This is a genomic window from Pseudomonas sp. TE3910 (assembly GCF_056279025.1).
Map to the genome: position 1 here is coordinate 2,784,845 of NZ_JBWBQN010000001.1, position 18,234 is coordinate 2,803,078.

Consider the following 18,234-nt stretch of genomic DNA (forward strand, 5'->3'; position numbering starts at 1 on the left):
ACGCTCTATATCCTCCCCAACAAGCACAAAAGCCAGGAGACACACCATGCGTTACGCACACCCAGGTACCGAAGGCGCAATCGTTTCCTTCAAGAGCCGTTACGGGAACTACATCAATGGCGAGTTCGTCGCCCCGGTCAAAGGTGAGTACTTCACCAACACCTCGCCAGTGAACGGCCAACCGATCGCCGAATTCCCGCGCTCCACTGCCGAAGACATCGACAAGGCTCTGGATGCCGCCCATGCCGCCGCCGACGCCTGGGGCAGCACCTCGGTACAAGCCCGTTCGCTGATCCTGCTGAAGATCGCCGACCGTATCGAGCAGAACCTTGAACTGCTGGCCATCACTGAAACCTGGGACAACGGCAAAGCGGTCCGTGAAACCCTGAACGCCGATATTCCGCTGGCAGCTGACCACTTCCGTTACTTCGCCGGTTGCCTGCGCGCCCAGGAAGGCAGCGCCGCCGAGATCGACGGCAACACCGTGGCCTACCACATCCATGAACCGCTGGGCGTGGTCGGACAGATCATCCCGTGGAACTTCCCGATCCTGATGGCGGCCTGGAAACTGGCTCCGGCACTGGCTGCCGGTAACTGCGTCGTGCTCAAACCCGCCGAGCAAACCCCGCTGGGCATTACCGTGCTGATGGAAGTCATTGGTGACCTGCTGCCACCTGGTGTACTCAACGTGGTGCAAGGTTTCGGCCGTGAAGCCGGTGAAGCACTCGCCACCAGCAAGCGCATCGCCAAGATCGCCTTCACCGGCTCCACGCCGGTTGGTTCGCACATCATGAAATGCGCGGCCGAGAACATCATTCCGTCCACTGTTGAGCTGGGCGGCAAGTCGCCGAACATCTTCTTCGAAGACATCATGCAAGCCGAACCGGCCTTCATCGAAAAAGCCGCCGAAGGTCTGGTGCTGGCATTCTTCAACCAGGGCGAGGTCTGCACCTGCCCATCGCGTGCGCTGGTACAAGAGTCGATCTACCCGGCGTTCATGCAAGAAGTGATGAAGAAGATCAAACAGATCAAACGTGGCGACCCACTGGACACCGACACCATGGTCGGCGCCCAGGCCTCTGAACAGCAATTCGACAAGATCCTTTCCTACCTGGAGATCGCCGAGAAGGAAGGTGCTGAACTGCTGACCGGCGGCAAGGTGGAGAAGCTCGAAGGCAGCCTGGCCACCGGTTATTACATCCAACCGACCCTGCTCAAAGGCAACAACACGATGCGGGTGTTCCAGGAAGAGATCTTCGGCCCCGTGGTAAGCGTCACCACCTTCAAGGACGAAGCGGAAGCCCTGGCCATCGCCAACGACACCGAGTTCGGGCTGGGCGCGGGCGTATGGACTCGCGACATCAACCGTGCTTACCGCATGGGCCGCGGGATCAAGGCCGGTCGCGTGTGGACCAACTGCTACCACCTGTACCCGGCACACGCCGCTTTCGGTGGCTACAAGAAGTCGGGCGTGGGTCGTGAAACCCACAAAATGATGCTTGATCACTACCAACAGACCAAAAACCTGCTGGTGAGCTACGACATCAACCCATTGGGCTTCTTCTAACCCAGTGTACGGTGCGGCCTTCAACAGATTGAAGGCCGCACTGGCTTGACCTCACCGCCCCCTCAACTGCAGCTGCCTTATCGCCCGCCTTGCCGCCCCACGCCGGCGCACAGGCAGGATTCAGACATAACCTCCGCCAGAAACTGAAATTTCCTAATCGACAAGACCCGGATTCGGGTCCATTTTTGCCAATTGCGCTTTTTTTCCGCTTTAGGCAGCATCGGGGCTACGGCTGCCCTGCGATTCGCCGCCACCCCCAAAGGAACCTGAGGACTGCTTATGCGAATCATCAAAGCAACCCTTGAGCATCTGGATCTGATCGCTCCGCTTTTCGTCAAATACCGCGAGTTCTACGGCCAACCGCCTTACCCCGAATCCTCACGCAAATTTCTCGAAAAACGCCTGAAGCGTGGTGAGTCGGTGATTTACCTGGCACTGGCCAACGATGACGACAGCAAACTGCTTGGTTTCTGCCAGCTGTATCCGAGTTTTTCCTCGCTGTCGCTCAAGCGCGTCTGGATCCTCAACGATATCTATGTGGCCGAAGACTCGCGCCGCCAACTGGTGGCCGACCACCTGATGCGCGCCGCGAAAAAGATGGCCAAGGAGACCAATGCCGTGCGCATGCGGGTTTCCACCAGCACCAACAACGACGTGGCCATGAAAGTCTACGAGTCCATCGGCTTTCGTGAAGACACCGAGTTCAAGAGCTACATCCTCCCCATCCAGTCGGACTGACCTGGCAGCCGGGCGGGCCTTGAGCCTGCCCGGTATGCACCAGCAAAACCCTCCGCTACAAACAGCACAGGAATAATCCGTTTGCGGCCGTATAATACGGCACCACACGTTGAGTGGAGGCTTTCGCACGCCGCTGTGTCGCGCGCGAAACACCCCACTGCCAGTCATCGCAGGCCCGCCAGCACGGGCTTTCACCACAGGTGCCGTACATGGATTTCAACCCGCTGGACATTATCCTGCATCTTGATACCTACCTCGATTTACTGGTCAACAACTACGGCCCCTGGATCTACGCCATTCTGTTCATGGTGATCTTCTGCGAGACAGGCCTTGTGGTGACGCCCTTCCTGCCAGGCGACTCGCTGCTGTTCATCGCAGGCGCAGTAGCCGCTGGCGGCGGCATGGACCCATTGCTGCTTGGCGGCCTGCTGATGGCTGCGGCAATCCTGGGCGACAGCACCAACTATGTGATTGGCAGAACCGCTGGCGAACGACTGTTCCGCAACCCCGACTCGAAGATCTTCCGCCGCGATTACCTGCAACAAACCCACGATTTCTACGACCGCCACGGTGGCAAGACTGTCACCCTGGCGCGCTTTCTGCCGATCCTGCGGACCTTCGCACCGTTCGTCGCCGGTATCGCCAAAATGACCTATAGCCGTTTTCTGGCGTTCAGCGTCGCCGGTTCCGTCCTGTGGGTAGGTGGCCTGGTCACCCTCGGCTACTTCTTTGGTAATGTGCCGTTCATCAAGAAAAACCTGTCGCTGATGATCGTCGCGATCATTCTGGTGTCGATGCTGCCGATGATCATCAGCCTGGTGCGCAACCGCATCAACCGCAACGCCGCCAAGGCCAACTAAGCCCCGCTCATGTGGTCCCTGAGCGCCTGGCGACGCCGCCGTACATTGGCCCGGTACCCACTCGATGCGCAGCTGTGGCAGCGCATCCGTGAACGCCTGCCGCTGCTCGACGGTCTGAGCGAGGCAGAAGATCACTGGCTGCGCGACGCCTGCGTGCTGTTCTTGCGCGAAAAACACCTCACCGCACTGCCCGGCGTCGAACTGGACGCCGAACAGCGCCTGTACCTGGCGGCTCAAGCGCAGTTGCCCCTACTGCACCTGGGTGAACTGAACTGGTACCAGGGCTTCCATGAAATCATCCTCTACCCCGACGACTTCATCAGCCCACAGCGTCACCGCGACGCCAGCGGCGTGGAACATGAGTGGGATGGTGAGCACAGTGGCGAAGCGTGGTTGCAGGGCCCGGTAATCCTGGCCTGGCCGGGCGTTCTGGCCAGTGGTGGCTGGGAAGGCTATAACCTCGTCATCCATGAGTTGGCGCACAAACTCGACATGCTCAACGGTGATGCCAACGGCCTGCCACCGCTGCACAGCGACATGCGCGTCAGCGATTGGGCGTCAGCCATGCAACACGCCTATGACGACCTCAATCGTCAACTTGACCGCCACCCGGATGCCGAAACCGCCATCGACCCCTATGCCGCAGAAAGCCCGGCGGAATTCTTCGCGGTCACCAGCGAATATTTCTTCAGCGCCCCCGACCTGCTGGCCCGAACCTACCCCAAGGTCTACCAGCAACTGCGCGCGTTCTACCGCCAGGACCCGCTGCTGCGTCTACAGCAACTACACAGCCATCATCCCCACTATCGCCACGCCAAGGACTGAGCATGCCAAGCATCCGGGTGGGCGTGGCAAGCGCGTGGGAATGTGCCTATAATCGCGACCAATTTTTGGCCAAACATGGGGGCAATGCCCAATGAGCTACAGCAAGATTCCGGCTGGCAAAGACCTGCCGAACGACATCTACGTCGCCATCGAGATTCCAGCCAATCACGCGCCGATCAAATATGAAATCGACAAGGACAGCGATTGCCTGTTCGTCGACCGTTTCATGGCCACCCCAATGTTCTACCCGGCCAACTACGGTTTCATCCCGAACACTCTGGCTGATGACGGTGATCCGCTGGACGTGCTGGTTGTAACCCCGTACCCAGTGGCTCCAGGTTCGGTCATCCGCGCCCGTCCGGTCGGCATCCTGAACATGACTGACGACGGCGGCGGCGACGCCAAAGTCATCGCCGTACCGCACGACAAACTGTCGCAACTGTACGTCGACGTCAAAGAGTACACCGACCTGCCAGCCCTGCTGCTGGAGCAGATCAAGCACTTCTTCGAGAACTACAAGGATCTCGAAAAAGGCAAATGGGTGAAGATCGACGGTTGGGGCAACGCAGACGCCGCCCGCGCCGAAATCACCAAGGCCGTTGCCGCCTACAAAGGCTAAGCACCGCGCTGAACAAAAAGCCCCGCTCGCGGGGCTTTTTGTTGCCTGCAAAGATAGCCCCCTGTAGGAGTAGGCTTGCCTACGATGGCATCAGCAGGGTGCCAGCCAACACCTAGGGCCGCGAGAAACATCCGGCAAATCCCTCGGAAACACCCTTAACTCCGAGAAATTCTTCAACCCAATGTTTATATCCTGATCGCACAGAGCCCCGTAAAATCGGGCCTCATGAATACTTCTGGCAGCCGTTTGAAAGCCCTCCTGCGCGAGTGCAACCTGACACCCTCCGACTTTGCCGCCCACCGCAAAGTGACACCGCAGCACATCAACAACTGGTTCAACCGCGGTGTTCCCCTGGCGCGTATCGATGAGATCGCAGAACTCCTGTGCGTCTACAGCAAATGGCTACGCAGCGGCGAAGGGCCCAAGCATCCGCCACCCGCACCGCGCATCACCCCGACCGAAATCGAAGTCGAACCACCCGACACCAGCCTGATGGCCGCGCACAAAGAGGATGACGCGCAACTGCCCTTCTACCGCGTGAAGGACAAACAACTGAGCGTGATCGCCGACCGCCACCTGCGCCTGCCCGCCTGCAGCCTCGAGCGGCTTGGTGTCGATCCCGCGCGAGCATTCTGCTTGAGCATGCCCGACACCAACATGGCCCCGCTGCTGTCACAGGGTGCGACCCTGGCCATCGACCGCAGCCTGACCCGCATCGTCGAAGGCGAACTCTACGCCCTGCTGCACAATGGCCGACTGCGCATCCACACCCTCAGCCGCCTGCGGGGTGGTGCCATCGCCCTGCACAGCTACGACAATCGGCAATTCCCCAGCGAAAGCTACAGCCCGGCCCAGGCCAAAATGCAGCACCTGGAAATTCTCGGTTGGGTCTTCTGGTGGGGACAACGGCGTACCGAACGGCCAGCCTAAAGCGCTCAAGGTGAATTTCCACTAGGCATACCGCGCCATTGTCAGTATGCTACGCCGCACATTTAGCCCATGGCAGCCGAGCGCCTGCCAACGGGTTTGGCGACGCAATACATTCGCGTCCAGCCACCTTCGGCCCTCGCGCCGACGCAACGATTTGAAGGCGGTTGCGGCTTACCAAAAATAAGCCAAGACCGTCCCCGAGAAGCCGGCCACAAGCCGGCTTTTTAATGCCCGAAATCCACCTACCGCATCACACCTATCAATGCGGCGCCTTCTCCAGCGCCTCACGCAGCGCAGCCGCCGTGGCGTATTCCTGTTGTGCAACCAACCGGCCGTTGTCCAGTTGCAGCCACAGCACCTTGTCTTCGGCACCGGCATAACGGGTTGCCACGCGTGCGTCGCGGTCGAGCAGTACCCGGTAGCTGTAATCACGCATGGCGGGGATGGCGAACATTTTTGCGATCAGTGCAGGCATGCGCTGGATGTCGGCAACGAACACGGTATGTCGTGCTTCCAGGTAGCCCTTGGGACGGTCTTGCAGGGCCTCTTTCACCAGTTTGGCGCCGTCCATGCCACGGGCTACCAGCAGGGTTCGGGTTTGATCGTCCAGGCTATAGGGCTGATCGAACTGATCGAGCAGGGTCCAGGGCGCAAGGCGCTCTCCGACTTCGACCGCCTGGGCCAACAATGGCAATACGCTCAACAGCAGAATCGACAGATATCTCACAGCACACCTCGTTGTAGTGGTTGCACAGCCAGGCCCGCAGTCTACACCGCCGCGCAGGCGACTAGCCTTTCACGCACACCACTTGACGCAGGGTATGCACCACTTCCACCAGATCACGCTGGGCCTGCATGACCGCGTCGATGTCCTTGTAGGCCATGGGGATCTCGTCAATCACGTCTTTGTCTTTGCGGCACTCGACGTGCGCGGTGGCACGCGCCTGGTCCTGGATGGTGAAGCGCTTCTTCGCCTGGGTGCGGCTCATCACACGCCCCGCGCCATGGCTGCAGGAGCAGAACGCTTCTTCGTTACCCAGGCCGCGAACGATGAAGCTGCGTGCGCCCATCGACCCCGGAATGATCCCCAACTGGCCTTTCTGCGCAGAAACCGCGCCCTTGCGGGTAACCAGCACCTCATGGCCGAAATGCTGTTCTTTCTGCACATAGTTGTGGTGGCAGTTCACCGCTTCGAGGTTGGCCTCGAAGGGTTTGTTGATCACCTTACGCGCAGCGTCAATTACCGCGTGCATCATCAGCGCACGGTTCTGCCGGGCAAAGTCCTGGGCCCACTCCACGGCTTCGACGTAGTCGTGGAAATGCCGGCTGCCTTCCTCGAAGTAGGCCAGGTCCTTATCCGGCAGATTGGCAATGTGCTGGCGCATATCGGCCTGGGCCAGTTCGATGAACAGGTTGCCGATGGCGTTACCCACGCCACGCGACCCACTGTGCAGCATGAACCAGACACGATTGGCCTCGTCCAGGCATACCTCGATGAAGTGGTTGCCCGTGCCCAAGGTTCCCAGGTGCTGACGGTGGTTGGTGCGCTCCAGCGTCGGGTACTTGTCAGTGATGGCCTTGAATCGGCCAGCCAGTGCACGCCAGGCATGATCGGCCACGCCGGGTACGCTGTCCCAGGCGCCTTGATCGCGACGGCCGAAGGTCTTACCGTGCGGTACCGCCTTTTCGATGGCCGTACGCAGGCCATGAAGGTTGTCCGGAAGGTCTGCCGCGTGCAATGAAGTGCGTGCGGCGATCATCCCGCAGCCAATGTCCACGCCCACCGCTGCCGGGATGATCGCGCCACGCGTGGGAATCACACTACCAATGGTCGAGCCCTTGCCCAGATGGACATCGGGCATCACCGCCAGGTGCTTGAAGATGAACGGCAGTTTGGCGGTGTTGATCAGTTGCTGCCGCGCTTCCTCTTCCACCGGCACGCCCTGGGTCCAGAGCTTGATCGGTTTGCCGTTGGCGACTTCGAGGATGTTCATGGTTTTCATCTGGCGGCCTTGCTGCATGGCAGGTTACTCAAGCTTCACCACACCATTCAACACCTTATCCCACCCGCCGCACACCGAAATTCGATCGTCAGCGAGGGCGTCACTGCAACCCGAGCTGCCCACGCAGGAAGTCATACAGGCCTGAGGCACTTTTGCGGTAACCATCGGCGGATAAATGCACCAGGTCGTTCCGGGCCAGACCTTCAGCCTGCCAGTTGACGATAGAACAAGGGCCGCCCATGTACGCCTGCCAATCCCAGAACAGGCCGTTGAACTGCTTGGCGGCCTGGCGCTGAATACGAATGATCTGGGCCAATGGTTGCGGCTGACGGGCGGCGCACGTACGCGCTTTGCGCTGTTTGATCGAGTCCGGTGGGCCGACCAGCAGAATGGCGGCACGCGGCATGTTGCGGCGCAACTCGGCCAGGGTCTGGTTCAGGTGGTCACGGTACTGGTTCAAGTCGAGCTTGTCGTCGAAGGCTTCGTTGGTACCGTACGCCAGAATGATCAGATCCGGGCGCAGAGCCTTGAAGCTCTCCTGCCAGCCGGGCTGCCACTTATCCACAACATCCAGCCGCGCGCCGTTGATCCCCAGAGCTGAATAGGTCACACCGGCATTCTTCTGGCCCTGGATGAACCAGCCACCCAGCGCTACGTCCTTGCGGTTGCTCAAGGTGAGGTCCAGCGGCAAGCTGACACTGTTGAACACCGGGCTGAAGCGCCACTGCCCATTGGTTGCTGCCAGCAGGCGCCGGTTCTGGGTAGTGCCGTCGCGGGCGAGCAATGTCGTGTTGGCCGTTGAGGTGTAGAGGGCCGACACGCGGTAACGCTGGGCCGTGGGCTCACGCGCCTCGATGCGTACGGCTGCGTTGGCCGTTAGCGGTAATGACAGGTAACCGCCCAGGGGAAACTGAGTGCTTTGCTGGTTCCGTGCCGAAACCAGTTCCCACTGGCGCTTGGCGGCCTTGAGGATCACCGTTTCATAGCGCGTCCCCGATACCGGTGAGCCTGCAACCAGGCCGATACCGCCATCGCCATACTGGGCCTGCAACAGGCGCCGCATTTCCCCGCTGAACAGGTCGGCGGCGGTGTGTGAGTCACCCAGTTGCACAATATTGATCGGGGTGCGGTTTGCAGTGCGGAACTTGCCCGCCAGCAGCGCCAAATTACCGTTGGCAGGGGCTTGAACCGCCTTTTGAGGCACCTGAAGTGGACGTGCTGCCGGCCCATTGACCGCCGCTACCGGGCTACAGCCCGGCAATGCGCAGATCAGTGCCACCAGGGCCAGGATGTTGTGCAATCGACGCATTTCAGTGTTCCGTCACGGTCAAACCCGGGAAGGTAATCATCGACAGCACTTGCTGTGCAATGAGCTTCTGCCCGGTGGGGGTAAAGTGAATGCCGTCATCGACCCGGGTCTTGACCCGTTTGCCTTGGTCATCCTGCAAGGTGTAGGAGAACTCATCAGCCTTGTAACCCAACACGCCGTTAGCAGAGACATAATGCTGCTGGTAGAGCCTGGTCTGGGTTTCATAGAGCGTGCTCAGGTAGGCCATGGCGCTGGACAGCTTGGCTTTCTGCATGTTCGGCGGGCCAACCCAGATCACCTGCACATCATGCGCACGCGCCTGCTCAAGAATCGAATCAATACGCTGACGGTACTGCTCCTCCCACTCGGCAGTTTTAAAGCGCAGGAACGGCTTACCTTTGGCAACCGGCATGTCCCAAGGGTCATTCGGCCCTAGGAACACCACCATCAGGCGAATGTTCGGCTGGCTTTGCAAGGTCTTGGCCACCGTCTGTGGCCAGTTGAAAAAGCCCGGATAGGCAAGCCCGGTACTCTGCTTGCTGAGGTTGACGCTTTTGATCTGGTAACGCTTGTGCAAGGTATTGGCCAGGTGCGGCGCCACCCCTTGCATCAGCGAATCGCCGACCAGAAAGACTTCATCGCCCGCCGACAGGGTCACCGGCATCGGTTGTACTGGCTGCGGGATGGGCGCAGGCAATGGCGTCGCCGCCACCTTGACTGGCTTGGCGCTCTGATGTGCCGGAGCGGCATGCACCGGGGTCGCATGCTTGCCATCCAGCTTCACCGGCACGACAGGCACCGTAGCGGGCATCGTCACAGTTTCGCTGACGGGAGCCTGCGCAATCAATGCTGGCGGTGCAGGCTGGGTCAGGCTTTCGATAAAACTGTCACGGGCACTGCCCAAGGCCTGAGTCAGGTTGCTGCCCATCCGCCAGGCAGCACTCTGACCCAGTAGCGGCAGTTCACAGCCCTGGTGGTACTTCTGCTCGCAGTAAAGGCGGATTGAGTCCTGGTTGAACCAGAACAACAGCAAGGTAGTCACCACAATGGCATACAGCACCTTGGCCGCGCCCACCTGCGTTTCGAACAGCTTGCTGGCACTAGAAACTGGCATAGATGAACCCCGGAACGCCCGACTGCGATGCAAAGATGACCAAGGAAATGAATACCCCCAGCGGAACGGGGTACAACTGCCAAGGCAGGCGCGTGGTGGCGGCGAAGAGCTGGCGCAGAAGCGCGATCAGTTGCCGGTAGACCGCGATGTACACCACACAGGCCAGCAACAGGGCGCCCGTAGGCGAGAACAGTGCCTCCAGACGCAAGCCAGCAATACCGGCGAGCATGTCCTTGGCATCATCGAGGCTGGCGCAACGGAAGAAAATCCAGGCAAACGCCACATAGTGGAAGGTCAGCAAGCGTGCGGCGATACCCGCCCCCGGCCAACGCATCGGCTGCGGCAACCAATAGGTCGAGGCTTTGTACAACGCCAAACCCAGGCCGTGCAGCGCCCCCCAGATAATGAAGTTGATGCTCGCGCCATGCCAAAGCCCGGAGATCAGCATGGCCAGCAGCATGTTCAGGTTGCCGCGCCAGACGCCCTGACGGTTGCCGCCCAACGGGATGTACACGTAGTCACGGATAAAGGTCGACAGGCTGATATGCCAACGGCCCCAGAACTCCTTGAGGTTGTTCGCGGCATAGGGCGCATTGAAGTTGTCCGGCAAACGGAACCCCAACAACAAGGCAATGCCGGTCACCAGGTTGGTGTAGCCACTGAAGTTGAAGTAGATCAGAAAGCTGTAGCCGTAGACGCTGAGCAGGATCTGCTCGGCCGAATAGCTGCTGGGCGTCTCGAACACCGGATCAACCCACTCACTGGCCAGCCAGGCGCTGAAGAAGAACAACTTCACCACCGCCAACGCAATCAGCCCCAATGCACGCTGTGGCTCCAGCACCTGACGCATCTGCCCGGCCTGAATCTGCGGCAGCATGTGCGAAGCACGGTTCACCGGCCCGGCAATCAGGCTCGGGAAGAACGCCAGGTAAAGGGCCAGATCAAACACCGGCGCGGGCCTCATCTCGCGCCGGTTGATCGACACCAGGTAGCTGACCGAATGGAAGGTGTAGAACGACAGGCCAATAGGCAGCAGCACTTCCAGAATAGGCAGCGAGACATCAAGCCCGGCACCGGCCAGCGCCGACTGAACGCCACCGACGAGGAACTCCTGGTACTTGAAGAGGTAGAAACACCCCAGCACCAGCAGCGCAACCAGCCCGTAACTGAAGCGTCGCCCCGGATAACGCGCACCCAGAAGCCCCAGCAGATAGACCAGCGCTGTATACCCCAGCAGGATATAGAGAGAATTCAGACTGAAGCTGGCAACAAGGCCGTAACTGGCGGCCAGAAGCATGACGTTCTGCAAACGAACGCTCCAGCACAGGCTCCAGTAAATAGCGAAGAACAGGATGAAGCAGAGGCCGAACTCGATCGAAAGGAAGCTCACAACGTAGTCCATTACGCGACATCAGGAAGGGAGAGCCTTGCCGGGCAACGCCGTAGCGCAAGACGGCGGCAATTATGGCAGAGAGCCACAACCCCTCACAATGACAGGCTCACAGAAAAAGCAAGATAGTGAACAAAGGCTTTATGCAACAGAATGCGACGAAAGATCATCGGCACTGATTTGCTCCCCCTGCCCCGCTCTGCTAGTGTCGCGCCGTTTAAACCGCCACAGAGACAGCCGCCATGGCCCGGAAAAAAGCCGCCGTTGATTTCGAGCAATCCCTCGCCGACCTGCAAGCCCTGGTCGAACGCCTGGAGAACGGCGAACTGTCGCTGGAAGACTCGCTGACCGCCTTCGAGCAAGGTATCCGTCTGACCCGTGACTGCCAGGGCGCCCTGGCACAGGCCGAGCAGAAAGTGCAGATCCTCCTCGAGCGCGATGGTGAGTTGGCCGCCGAACCCTTCAGCGCAGAGCAGCCGGAATGATCGCCCGCTACCAAGCCACCTGCCAGGCCCGTGTCGATGCGGCGCTGGAACAGTTGTTTGTCGCCCCTTCGGCCGAACTCACCCGCCTCTACGCCGCCATGCGCTATAGCGTAATGAACGGTGGCAAACGGGTTCGCCCGCTGCTCGCTTATGCCGCCTGCGAAGCCTTGGGGGCGCCAGCCGAACAGGCTAACGGCGCGGCCTGTGCGGTTGAACTGATCCATGCCTATTCACTGGTTCACGATGACCTGCCGGCCATGGACGACGACGACCTGCGCCGTGGCCAGCCAACCACCCACAAAGCCTTCGACGAGGCCTGCGCGATCCTTGCAGGCGATGGCCTGCAAAGCCTGGCCTTCAGCGCCTTGCTCGACCCGCGCCTGAGCCCGCAAAGCGACAGCAACCGCCTGACCATGGTCCAGACGCTGGCCTTGGCTGCCGGCCCGGCCGGGATGGTCGGTGGCCAGGCCATCGACCTGGGCTCAGTGGGCCTGAAGCTTGACCAGCAAGCGCTGGAATTCATGCACCGGCACAAGACCGGCGCCCTGATCGAAGCCAGCGTGCGCCTGGGTGCTCTCGCCAGCGCCCGTGCCGGCAGCACCGAGCTGGAGGCACTGCAACGCTACGCCCAGGCAATCGGCCTGGCGTTTCAGGTACAGGATGACATCCTCGACGTCGAAAGCGACACGGCCACCCTCGGCAAACGCCAAGGCGCGGATATCGCTCGCGACAAGCCGACCTATCCGGCGCTGCTCGGCCTGGATGCCGCCAAAGCCTACGCGCTGGAACTGCGCGATCAAGCACTGCAGGCGCTGGAAGCCTTCGACGGCGCGGCCGAACCACTGCGCGATCTGGCCCGTTACATCGTAGAACGCAAGAACTGAGTGCACTTCACGTAGGCGCCGGCCTTGGCAGCGGTAAGACATATCGCTGGCAGGACCGGCTCCCGCGAAAGACGATGCACAGGTGTCGCAGAAGCACCATGCCATGGGCAGCCATCACCGCAATAAGGTAAACTGCCGCCTCTTCACACCTATAATGATTCGCCTGATGCCCACGACGTTTCAAGAGATTCCCCGCGAACGCCCGGTCACGCCGCTGCTCGACCGTGCTGATACGCCCGCTGGCCTGCGCCGGCTGGCTGAAGCCGATCTGGAGAGCCTGGCCGACGAACTGCGCCAGGAGCTGCTCTATACCGTTGGCCAGACCGGCGGGCATTTCGGTGCCGGCCTGGGCGTCATCGAACTGACGATCGCCCTGCACTACGTCTTCGACACCCCGGATGACCGGCTGGTGTGGGACGTGGGCCATCAGGCCTACCCGCACAAGATCCTCACGGGTCGACGCAAGCGCATGAATACCCTGCGCCAGAAGGACGGTATTGCGGCCTTCCCACGTCGTTCCGAGAGCGAGTACGACACCTTTGGCGTCGGCCACTCAAGCACCTCGATCAGTGCCGCACTGGGCATGGCCATCGCCGCTCGCCTGCAGAACGAGGCGCGCAAGTCCATTGCGGTGATCGGCGACGGTGCACTGACCGCCGGCATGGCTTTCGAAGCGCTCAACCATGCGCAGGAAGTCAACGCTGACATGCTGGTGATTCTCAACGACAACGACATGTCGATTTCACGCAATGTCGGTGGCCTGTCCAACTACCTGGCCAAGATTCTCTCCAGCCGCACCTACGCCAGCATGCGCGAAGGCAGTAAAAAAGTGCTTTCGCGCCTGCCCGGCGCCTGGGAAATCGCTCGCCGCACCGAAGAGTATGCCAAGGGCATGCTGGTACCCGGCACCCTGTTCGAGGAACTCGGCTGGAACTATATCGGCCCGATTGACGGCCACGACCTGCCGACCCTGATTGCCACCCTGCGCAACATGCGCGACCTCAAGGGGCCACAGTTCCTGCATGTGGTCACCAAGAAAGGCAAAGGCTTCAGGCCGGCCGAAGTCGACCCGATCGGTTATCACGCAATTACCAAGCTTGAGCCGGTCGATGCACCGGCTGCTGCGCCGAAGAAACCCAGCGGGCCGAAGTATTCGGCGGTATTCGGCCAGTGGCTGTGCGACATGGCTGCGGCTGACCCACGCCTGGTTGGCATCACCCCAGCCATGAAGGAAGGCTCGGACCTGGTGGCCTTCAGCGAACGTTTCCCAGCGCGCTACTTCGATGTGGCCATCGCCGAGCAACACGCTGTCACCCTCGCCGCCGGCATGGCGTGCGAAGGCGCCAAGCCCGTGGTGGCGATCTACTCGACCTTCCTGCAGCGCGCCTATGATCAACTGATTCATGACGTTGCGGTACAGAACCTCGACGTCTTGTTTGCCATCGACCGCGCCGGCCTGGTCGGCGAAGACGGCCCGACGCATGCGGGCAGCTTTGACCTGTCGTTCCTGCGCTGCATCCCCGGCATGCTGGTGATGACCCCGAGCGACGAGAACGAACTGCGCAAAATGCTCAGCACCGGTCACCTGTACAACGGCCCGGCAGCGGTGCGCTACCCGCGCGGTACCGGCCCGAATACGCCGATTGAAAACGACCTTGAACCCCTCGAAATCGGCAAGGGCGTAGTACGCCGCCAAGGCCGCACCGTCGCCTTGCTGGTCTTTGGTGTTCAGTTGGCCGAAGCACTCAAGGTTGCCGAACAGCTCGATGCCACCGTGGTTGACATGCGTTTCGTCAAACCGCTGGATGAGGCGTTGGTACGTGAGATGGCTGGCCAGCACGAGCTGCTGGTGACCATCGAAGAGAACGCCATCATGGGCGGCGCCGGTGCGGCTGTCGGTGAATTCCTGGCCCGCGAGAACCTGATCAAGCCGATCCTGCACCTGGGCCTGCCTGACATTTATGTCGAGCACGCCAAACCGGCACAGATGCTTGCTGAATGTGGTCTGGATGCAGCGGGAATCGAAGCAGCAGTACGTCAGCGCCTTCAGTTGTTGGGCCTCTGACGCCCTATCGTCATGGTCGGCTCCGCAAGGAGCGGCCATGACGACAATAGGCCTGCCGACCTATCAGCCGAGCTGACGCGGAATACGGTAGAGGTAGAGCACGACCACGCTTGAGACCGCCAACAGAATCTGCGGCACGGCCTCCAAGCCAACGAATACCGACACAGCCGCAAGCCAGGCCGGCAAGCAGGCATAGAGCATGGCCACCCGGCGTACGCGCGCCAGCTCAATCCAGGCCGCAGGCTCCGCCTCGCTGTTCAGCGCCTTCTCCATTGCAATCAGCCCGTGCTTGTAAGCGCCAAAGCGCGGCAGGCTGAGGAACATCGAAGAAACACTGGCGATGAACATCGGCATGGCGAGGATTGGCAGCAACGCTTCACGATCACCGAACGCCCAATTGAAGACAAACAACGGCGCCAATGCGATCAGCAGATGCTGCCACCAGGCAATGCTGAGACGGCGACGAACCTGAGCCCGGGTCACGCCCGACCAACCTCACCCTGATGCTCGTTGCCCATCATGTGGCCAAGCTTGCCGGCCTTGGTGGCCAGGTAGTGTTTATTGTGCGGGTTGTGGCCGGTATGCAACGGCACTCGCTCAGCCACCGCGATACCCATCGCAGTGAGGGCTTTCACCTTGCGCGGATTATTGGTCATCAGGCGCAGCGACTTCACGCCCAGGTGCTCAAGCATCGGCAGGCACATGGCGTAGTCACGCTGATCGGCAGCAAAACCCAGACGCTCATTGGCCTCAACCGTATCGGCACCGCCATCCTGCAGCTCGTAGGCGCGAATCTTGTTCAACAGACCAATGCCGCGACCTTCCTGACGCAAGTACAGCAATACACCGCGCCCTTCATGAGCGATCGCCTGCAGCGCCGCTTCCAGCTGCGAACCGCAATCGCAGCGCTGGCTGAACAGCGCATCGCCCGTCAGGCACTCGGAGTGCAGGCGTCCCAGTACCGGCGCGCCGTCGGCCACATCACCCAGACTGAGCACCACGTGCTCGCGACCGGTGGCCTCATCGAGAAAACCATGCATGGTGAAGGTGGCAAAGGGTGTAGGCAGCTTGGAGGCAGCAACGAAAACGACGGGCACCTTGTGCTCCTGAAATAACGTGAATATTTGACGTGGACTGGATTGTAACAGCAGCGTGGCACCGGTGCTTATGCTGAATTTTTGTGCAGACATATCGAAAAGTTCGATGCGCCTTGACGATCTGAGGGCAACCTAGAACGGATACGGCTGCTTCCAGCGCGTGAATATCTCGCGCAACTGGCCACTTGGCACCAGCTCATCCATGCGCTGATCGAAAATTTCCTTGAGGGCACGGCCTTCCGGGGTTTTGGCAAATGCCAGGTACAACGGCAGTTCAGCCAGGTGGGTACGCCGAAATGCCGACGGATTCTGCGCCTGCGACAACACATAGTCGACCTCGGTCAGGGCATCGATGTAGAAATCGACGCGACCATACTCAAGCATCGGCAGAATGCCCTCACGCCGCTGAACCTCGCGGTAACGGTCAACATAGGGCAGGTAACTGTTGAAATCGTAACCACGCACCCAAGCCAATTGGAACTGACCCAGCGTTTCCTGGGTAGGTACCGGCCGACTGGCCAACCCCAGGGCATAGATATGGTCTTGGTCAAAGTGCCAGCGCGGGTAGATATTATCGGCGCTTTCCTCATGATAAGAGCCGACCCAGGCATCTGCTTCGCCACGCTTTACCAGGCCGATGGCGCGACTGTAAGGCACGCTCGCCGTCTTGACCTTGACACCTACGGGCTCAAAAACCTTGCGCAGCAACTCCCAGGCCAGGCCTGTGCCGTCGGCATTGGTGTAGTCGAGCCACACCTCGCTGGCCAAACGAGCGTGCAAAGGCTTTTTCGGCAAGGGCTCTGCTGCCCACGTCACACCTCCTGCCAAAAGCAGGACCAGTAGCAACCATCGGCATCCTTGCATCGCCCTATCTCCTTAGGTAAAGCTCCATACTAGCCCTTGCATCGTCAGCCAGGCGAATACACCGGCAAGCACATCGTCGATCATGATGCCGACACCTCCATGCACATGCCGATCAAGCCAACTGATCGGCCAGGGCTTGAGTATGTCAAAGAAGCGGAATACCAAGAACCCGACCAACAACCATTGCCAGCCTTGCGGCACCAGCCACAGGGTAATCCACATCCCCACCATCTCGTCCCAGACGATACCCTCATGGTCGTGCACACGTAAATCGCTGGCAACCTTGCCGCACAGCCAGAAACCAAACAGCATGGTCAGGCCCAGCATCAGCCAGTAACCCCAGTCTGGCAGCATTTGCCACAAGGGCATGAACGGCAAGGCAACCAGAGACCCCCAGGTCCCTGGCGCCTTCGGCAAAGTACCCGAGCCGAAGCCGAATGCCATGAAATGCCAAGGGTTGCTCCAGACCGAAGGCGGAACAGGCTTCACCTGATTACGGTGATCGGTCACGGTGTCTCCCTAATCGCTAAAGTGTTGATAGCCCCGAACAGCCGGGGTGATGTTGCGCCCTTCCCGATCGTACAGGCTGACACCGGAGCCAACCTCGACCCTGCCAACCACGTGAATCGGCCAGCCGGCGGCCAGCAGCCCCGGGAGTTCGGCATCAGGAAGCGTGAAGGCCAGCACATAATCGTCGCCACCGGTCAATGCGGCGTGACGCGCACCCTCCAGCCCCAAAAAGCCGCGTAATGCCTGGCTCATCGGTAGCGAGTCCACCTGCAAATGCAGCGCCACGCCAGAGGCTTTGGCGATATGCCCACAGTCAGCCAGCAAGCCGTCGGAGATATCCAGCGCCGAGGACGCCTTGCCGCGTAACGCCTGGCCGAGTGCCAACTGCGGTGCTGGCGACCAGTAGTGCGCCAGCAGCGGTGCCGCCAGCGACGGCTCGGCTTGACGTTCCGCAAGCACCAGCGGCAGCGCGCCAGCAGCGTTGCCCAGTTCACCGCCCACACACACCAGGTCGCCTGGTTGCGCGCCGGCGCGGGTCAGCGCCTGCCCGGCAGGCACCCGGCCGAATACGGTCATGGTCAGGCTCAAGGGGCCACGGGTGGTATCGCCACCGACCAGGCTCAGGTTGCACTGCCTGGCCATCTGATTGAGGCCTTCTGCGTAAGCGCGCAACCAGTCCGCCGACGTGTCCGGCAGGGTCAGGGCAAGGGTAAACGCGAGGGGGGTAGCGCCCATCGCCGCCAGGTCACTGGCGGCAACGGCCAGCGAACGCTGGCCGAGCAGGAACGGGTCACTGTTGTGCGGGAAATGCACACCGACAACCAGCGTGTCGGTAGACACCGCCAACTGTTCGCCCGCTGGCAAGGCCAGCAGGGCACAGTCGTCACCGATGCCCAAGGCAACTCCTTCGCCACCTTGCGCACACGGTGCGGCGGCGAAGTAGTGACGGATCAGCTCGAACTCACCCATTGGCC

The 18,234-nt window shown here is 60.6% G+C and carries 19 protein-coding genes; 9 read left to right on the forward strand and 10 right to left on the reverse strand.

Annotation, left to right across the window (positions count from 1 at the left end):
• The first annotated feature begins 46 nt into the window (after positions 1–46).
• From exaC to ACZ9H3_RS12730, 6 genes are all read left to right on the forward strand, one after another.
• Positions 47–1,567, forward strand: a complete 1,521-nt coding sequence (gene exaC, locus ACZ9H3_RS12705; RefSeq protein WP_454240212.1) for an acetaldehyde dehydrogenase ExaC — start codon at positions 47–49, stop codon at positions 1,565–1,567.
• Positions 1,568–1,846: 279 nt separating this feature from the next.
• On the forward strand, positions 1,847–2,305 hold the full coding sequence (locus tag ACZ9H3_RS12710) for a GNAT family N-acetyltransferase (protein ID WP_065761984.1): 459 nt from the start codon (positions 1,847–1,849) through the stop codon (positions 2,303–2,305).
• Positions 2,306–2,514: 209 nt separating this feature from the next.
• Entirely contained in the window at positions 2,515–3,165 is a 651-nt protein-coding gene (locus tag ACZ9H3_RS12715; RefSeq protein WP_454240213.1) for a DedA family protein, read from the forward strand.
• Between the two features lie 9 nt (positions 3,166–3,174).
• Positions 3,175–3,990: a M90 family metallopeptidase gene (locus tag ACZ9H3_RS12720; RefSeq protein WP_065761986.1), complete on the forward strand. Its 816-nt coding sequence runs from the start codon at positions 3,175–3,177 to the stop codon at positions 3,988–3,990.
• A 91-nt stretch (positions 3,991–4,081) separates the two neighbouring features.
• Positions 4,082–4,609, forward strand: coding sequence for an inorganic diphosphatase (gene ppa, locus ACZ9H3_RS12725; protein WP_065761987.1), 528 nt, complete (start codon positions 4,082–4,084; stop codon positions 4,607–4,609).
• A gap of 225 nt (positions 4,610–4,834) precedes the next feature.
• Complete coding sequence (locus ACZ9H3_RS12730) at positions 4,835–5,539, forward strand: LexA family transcriptional regulator (protein WP_476221003.1); 705 nt, start codon at positions 4,835–4,837, stop codon at positions 5,537–5,539.
• Between the two features lie 259 nt (positions 5,540–5,798).
• On the opposite strand, the gene ACZ9H3_RS12735 is transcribed toward ACZ9H3_RS12730, so the two are convergent.
• The 5 genes from ACZ9H3_RS12735 to ACZ9H3_RS12755 form a co-directional block, all read right to left on the reverse strand.
• Positions 5,799–6,266, reverse strand: coding sequence for an FAD/FMN-containing dehydrogenase (locus tag ACZ9H3_RS12735; RefSeq protein ID WP_330522784.1), 468 nt, complete (start codon positions 6,264–6,266; stop codon positions 5,799–5,801).
• 61 nt (positions 6,267–6,327) lie between these two features.
• Entirely contained in the window at positions 6,328–7,542 is a 1,215-nt protein-coding gene (locus ACZ9H3_RS12740; protein WP_476221005.1) for an RtcB family protein, read from the reverse strand.
• A 100-nt stretch (positions 7,543–7,642) separates the two neighbouring features.
• The gene (locus ACZ9H3_RS12745) at positions 7,643–8,851 is read right to left on the reverse strand and encodes an SGNH/GDSL hydrolase family protein (RefSeq protein ID WP_476221007.1); all 1,209 of its coding nucleotides are present in this window, start codon (positions 8,849–8,851) and stop codon (positions 7,643–7,645) included.
• Position 8,852: 1 nt separating this feature from the next.
• A complete protein-coding gene (locus ACZ9H3_RS12750) occupies positions 8,853–9,965 on the reverse strand; it encodes an SGNH/GDSL hydrolase family protein (RefSeq protein WP_476221009.1) in 1,113 nt (370 codons plus the stop codon).
• Positions 9,952–11,355, reverse strand: a complete 1,404-nt coding sequence (locus ACZ9H3_RS12755; RefSeq protein ID WP_476221011.1) for an MBOAT family O-acyltransferase — start codon at positions 11,353–11,355, stop codon at positions 9,952–9,954. The genes ACZ9H3_RS12750 and ACZ9H3_RS12755 overlap by 14 nt, the downstream gene beginning before the upstream one ends.
• Before the next feature lie 242 nt (positions 11,356–11,597).
• Between ACZ9H3_RS12755 and ACZ9H3_RS12760 the strand changes: the two genes are divergently transcribed.
• The 3 genes from ACZ9H3_RS12760 (at position 11,598) to dxs (ending at position 14,789) form a co-directional block, all read left to right on the forward strand.
• Positions 11,598–11,840 carry an exodeoxyribonuclease VII small subunit gene (locus ACZ9H3_RS12760; RefSeq protein WP_065759159.1) on the forward strand — a complete coding sequence of 81 codons (243 nt, stop codon included), beginning with the start codon at positions 11,598–11,600 and terminating at the stop codon, positions 11,838–11,840.
• Positions 11,837–12,724: a (2E,6E)-farnesyl diphosphate synthase gene (gene ispA / locus ACZ9H3_RS12765; protein WP_476221013.1), complete on the forward strand. Its 888-nt coding sequence runs from the start codon at positions 11,837–11,839 to the stop codon at positions 12,722–12,724. Before ACZ9H3_RS12760 ends, ispA begins: the two co-directional genes overlap by 4 nt.
• Before the next feature lie 166 nt (positions 12,725–12,890).
• Positions 12,891–14,789, forward strand: a complete 1,899-nt coding sequence (gene dxs, locus ACZ9H3_RS12770; RefSeq protein ID WP_476221015.1) for a 1-deoxy-D-xylulose-5-phosphate synthase — start codon at positions 12,891–12,893, stop codon at positions 14,787–14,789.
• Between the two features lie 63 nt (positions 14,790–14,852).
• On the opposite strand, the gene ACZ9H3_RS12775 is transcribed toward dxs, so the two are convergent.
• The 5 genes from ACZ9H3_RS12775 to thiL form a co-directional block, all read right to left on the reverse strand.
• Entirely contained in the window at positions 14,853–15,272 is a 420-nt protein-coding gene (locus tag ACZ9H3_RS12775) for an MFS transporter (RefSeq protein ID WP_065759162.1), read from the reverse strand.
• A complete protein-coding gene (gene ribA, locus ACZ9H3_RS12780) occupies positions 15,269–15,886 on the reverse strand; it encodes a GTP cyclohydrolase II (RefSeq protein ID WP_065759163.1) in 618 nt (205 codons plus the stop codon). Before ribA ends, ACZ9H3_RS12775 begins: the two co-directional genes overlap by 4 nt.
• 132 nt (positions 15,887–16,018) lie before the next feature.
• Positions 16,019–16,750: a substrate-binding periplasmic protein gene (locus ACZ9H3_RS12785; protein ID WP_065759164.1), complete on the reverse strand. Its 732-nt coding sequence runs from the start codon at positions 16,748–16,750 to the stop codon at positions 16,019–16,021.
• A gap of 12 nt (positions 16,751–16,762) precedes the next feature.
• Positions 16,763–17,260 (reverse strand): phosphatidylglycerophosphatase A family protein, encoded by a 498-nt coding sequence (locus tag ACZ9H3_RS12790; RefSeq protein ID WP_065759165.1) that lies wholly within the window; start codon positions 17,258–17,260, stop codon positions 16,763–16,765.
• 9 nt (positions 17,261–17,269) lie between these two features.
• Positions 17,270–18,229 (reverse strand): thiamine-phosphate kinase, encoded by a 960-nt coding sequence (thiL, locus tag ACZ9H3_RS12795; protein ID WP_065759166.1) that lies wholly within the window; start codon positions 18,227–18,229, stop codon positions 17,270–17,272.
• Between the last annotated feature and the right edge of the window lie 5 nt (positions 18,230–18,234).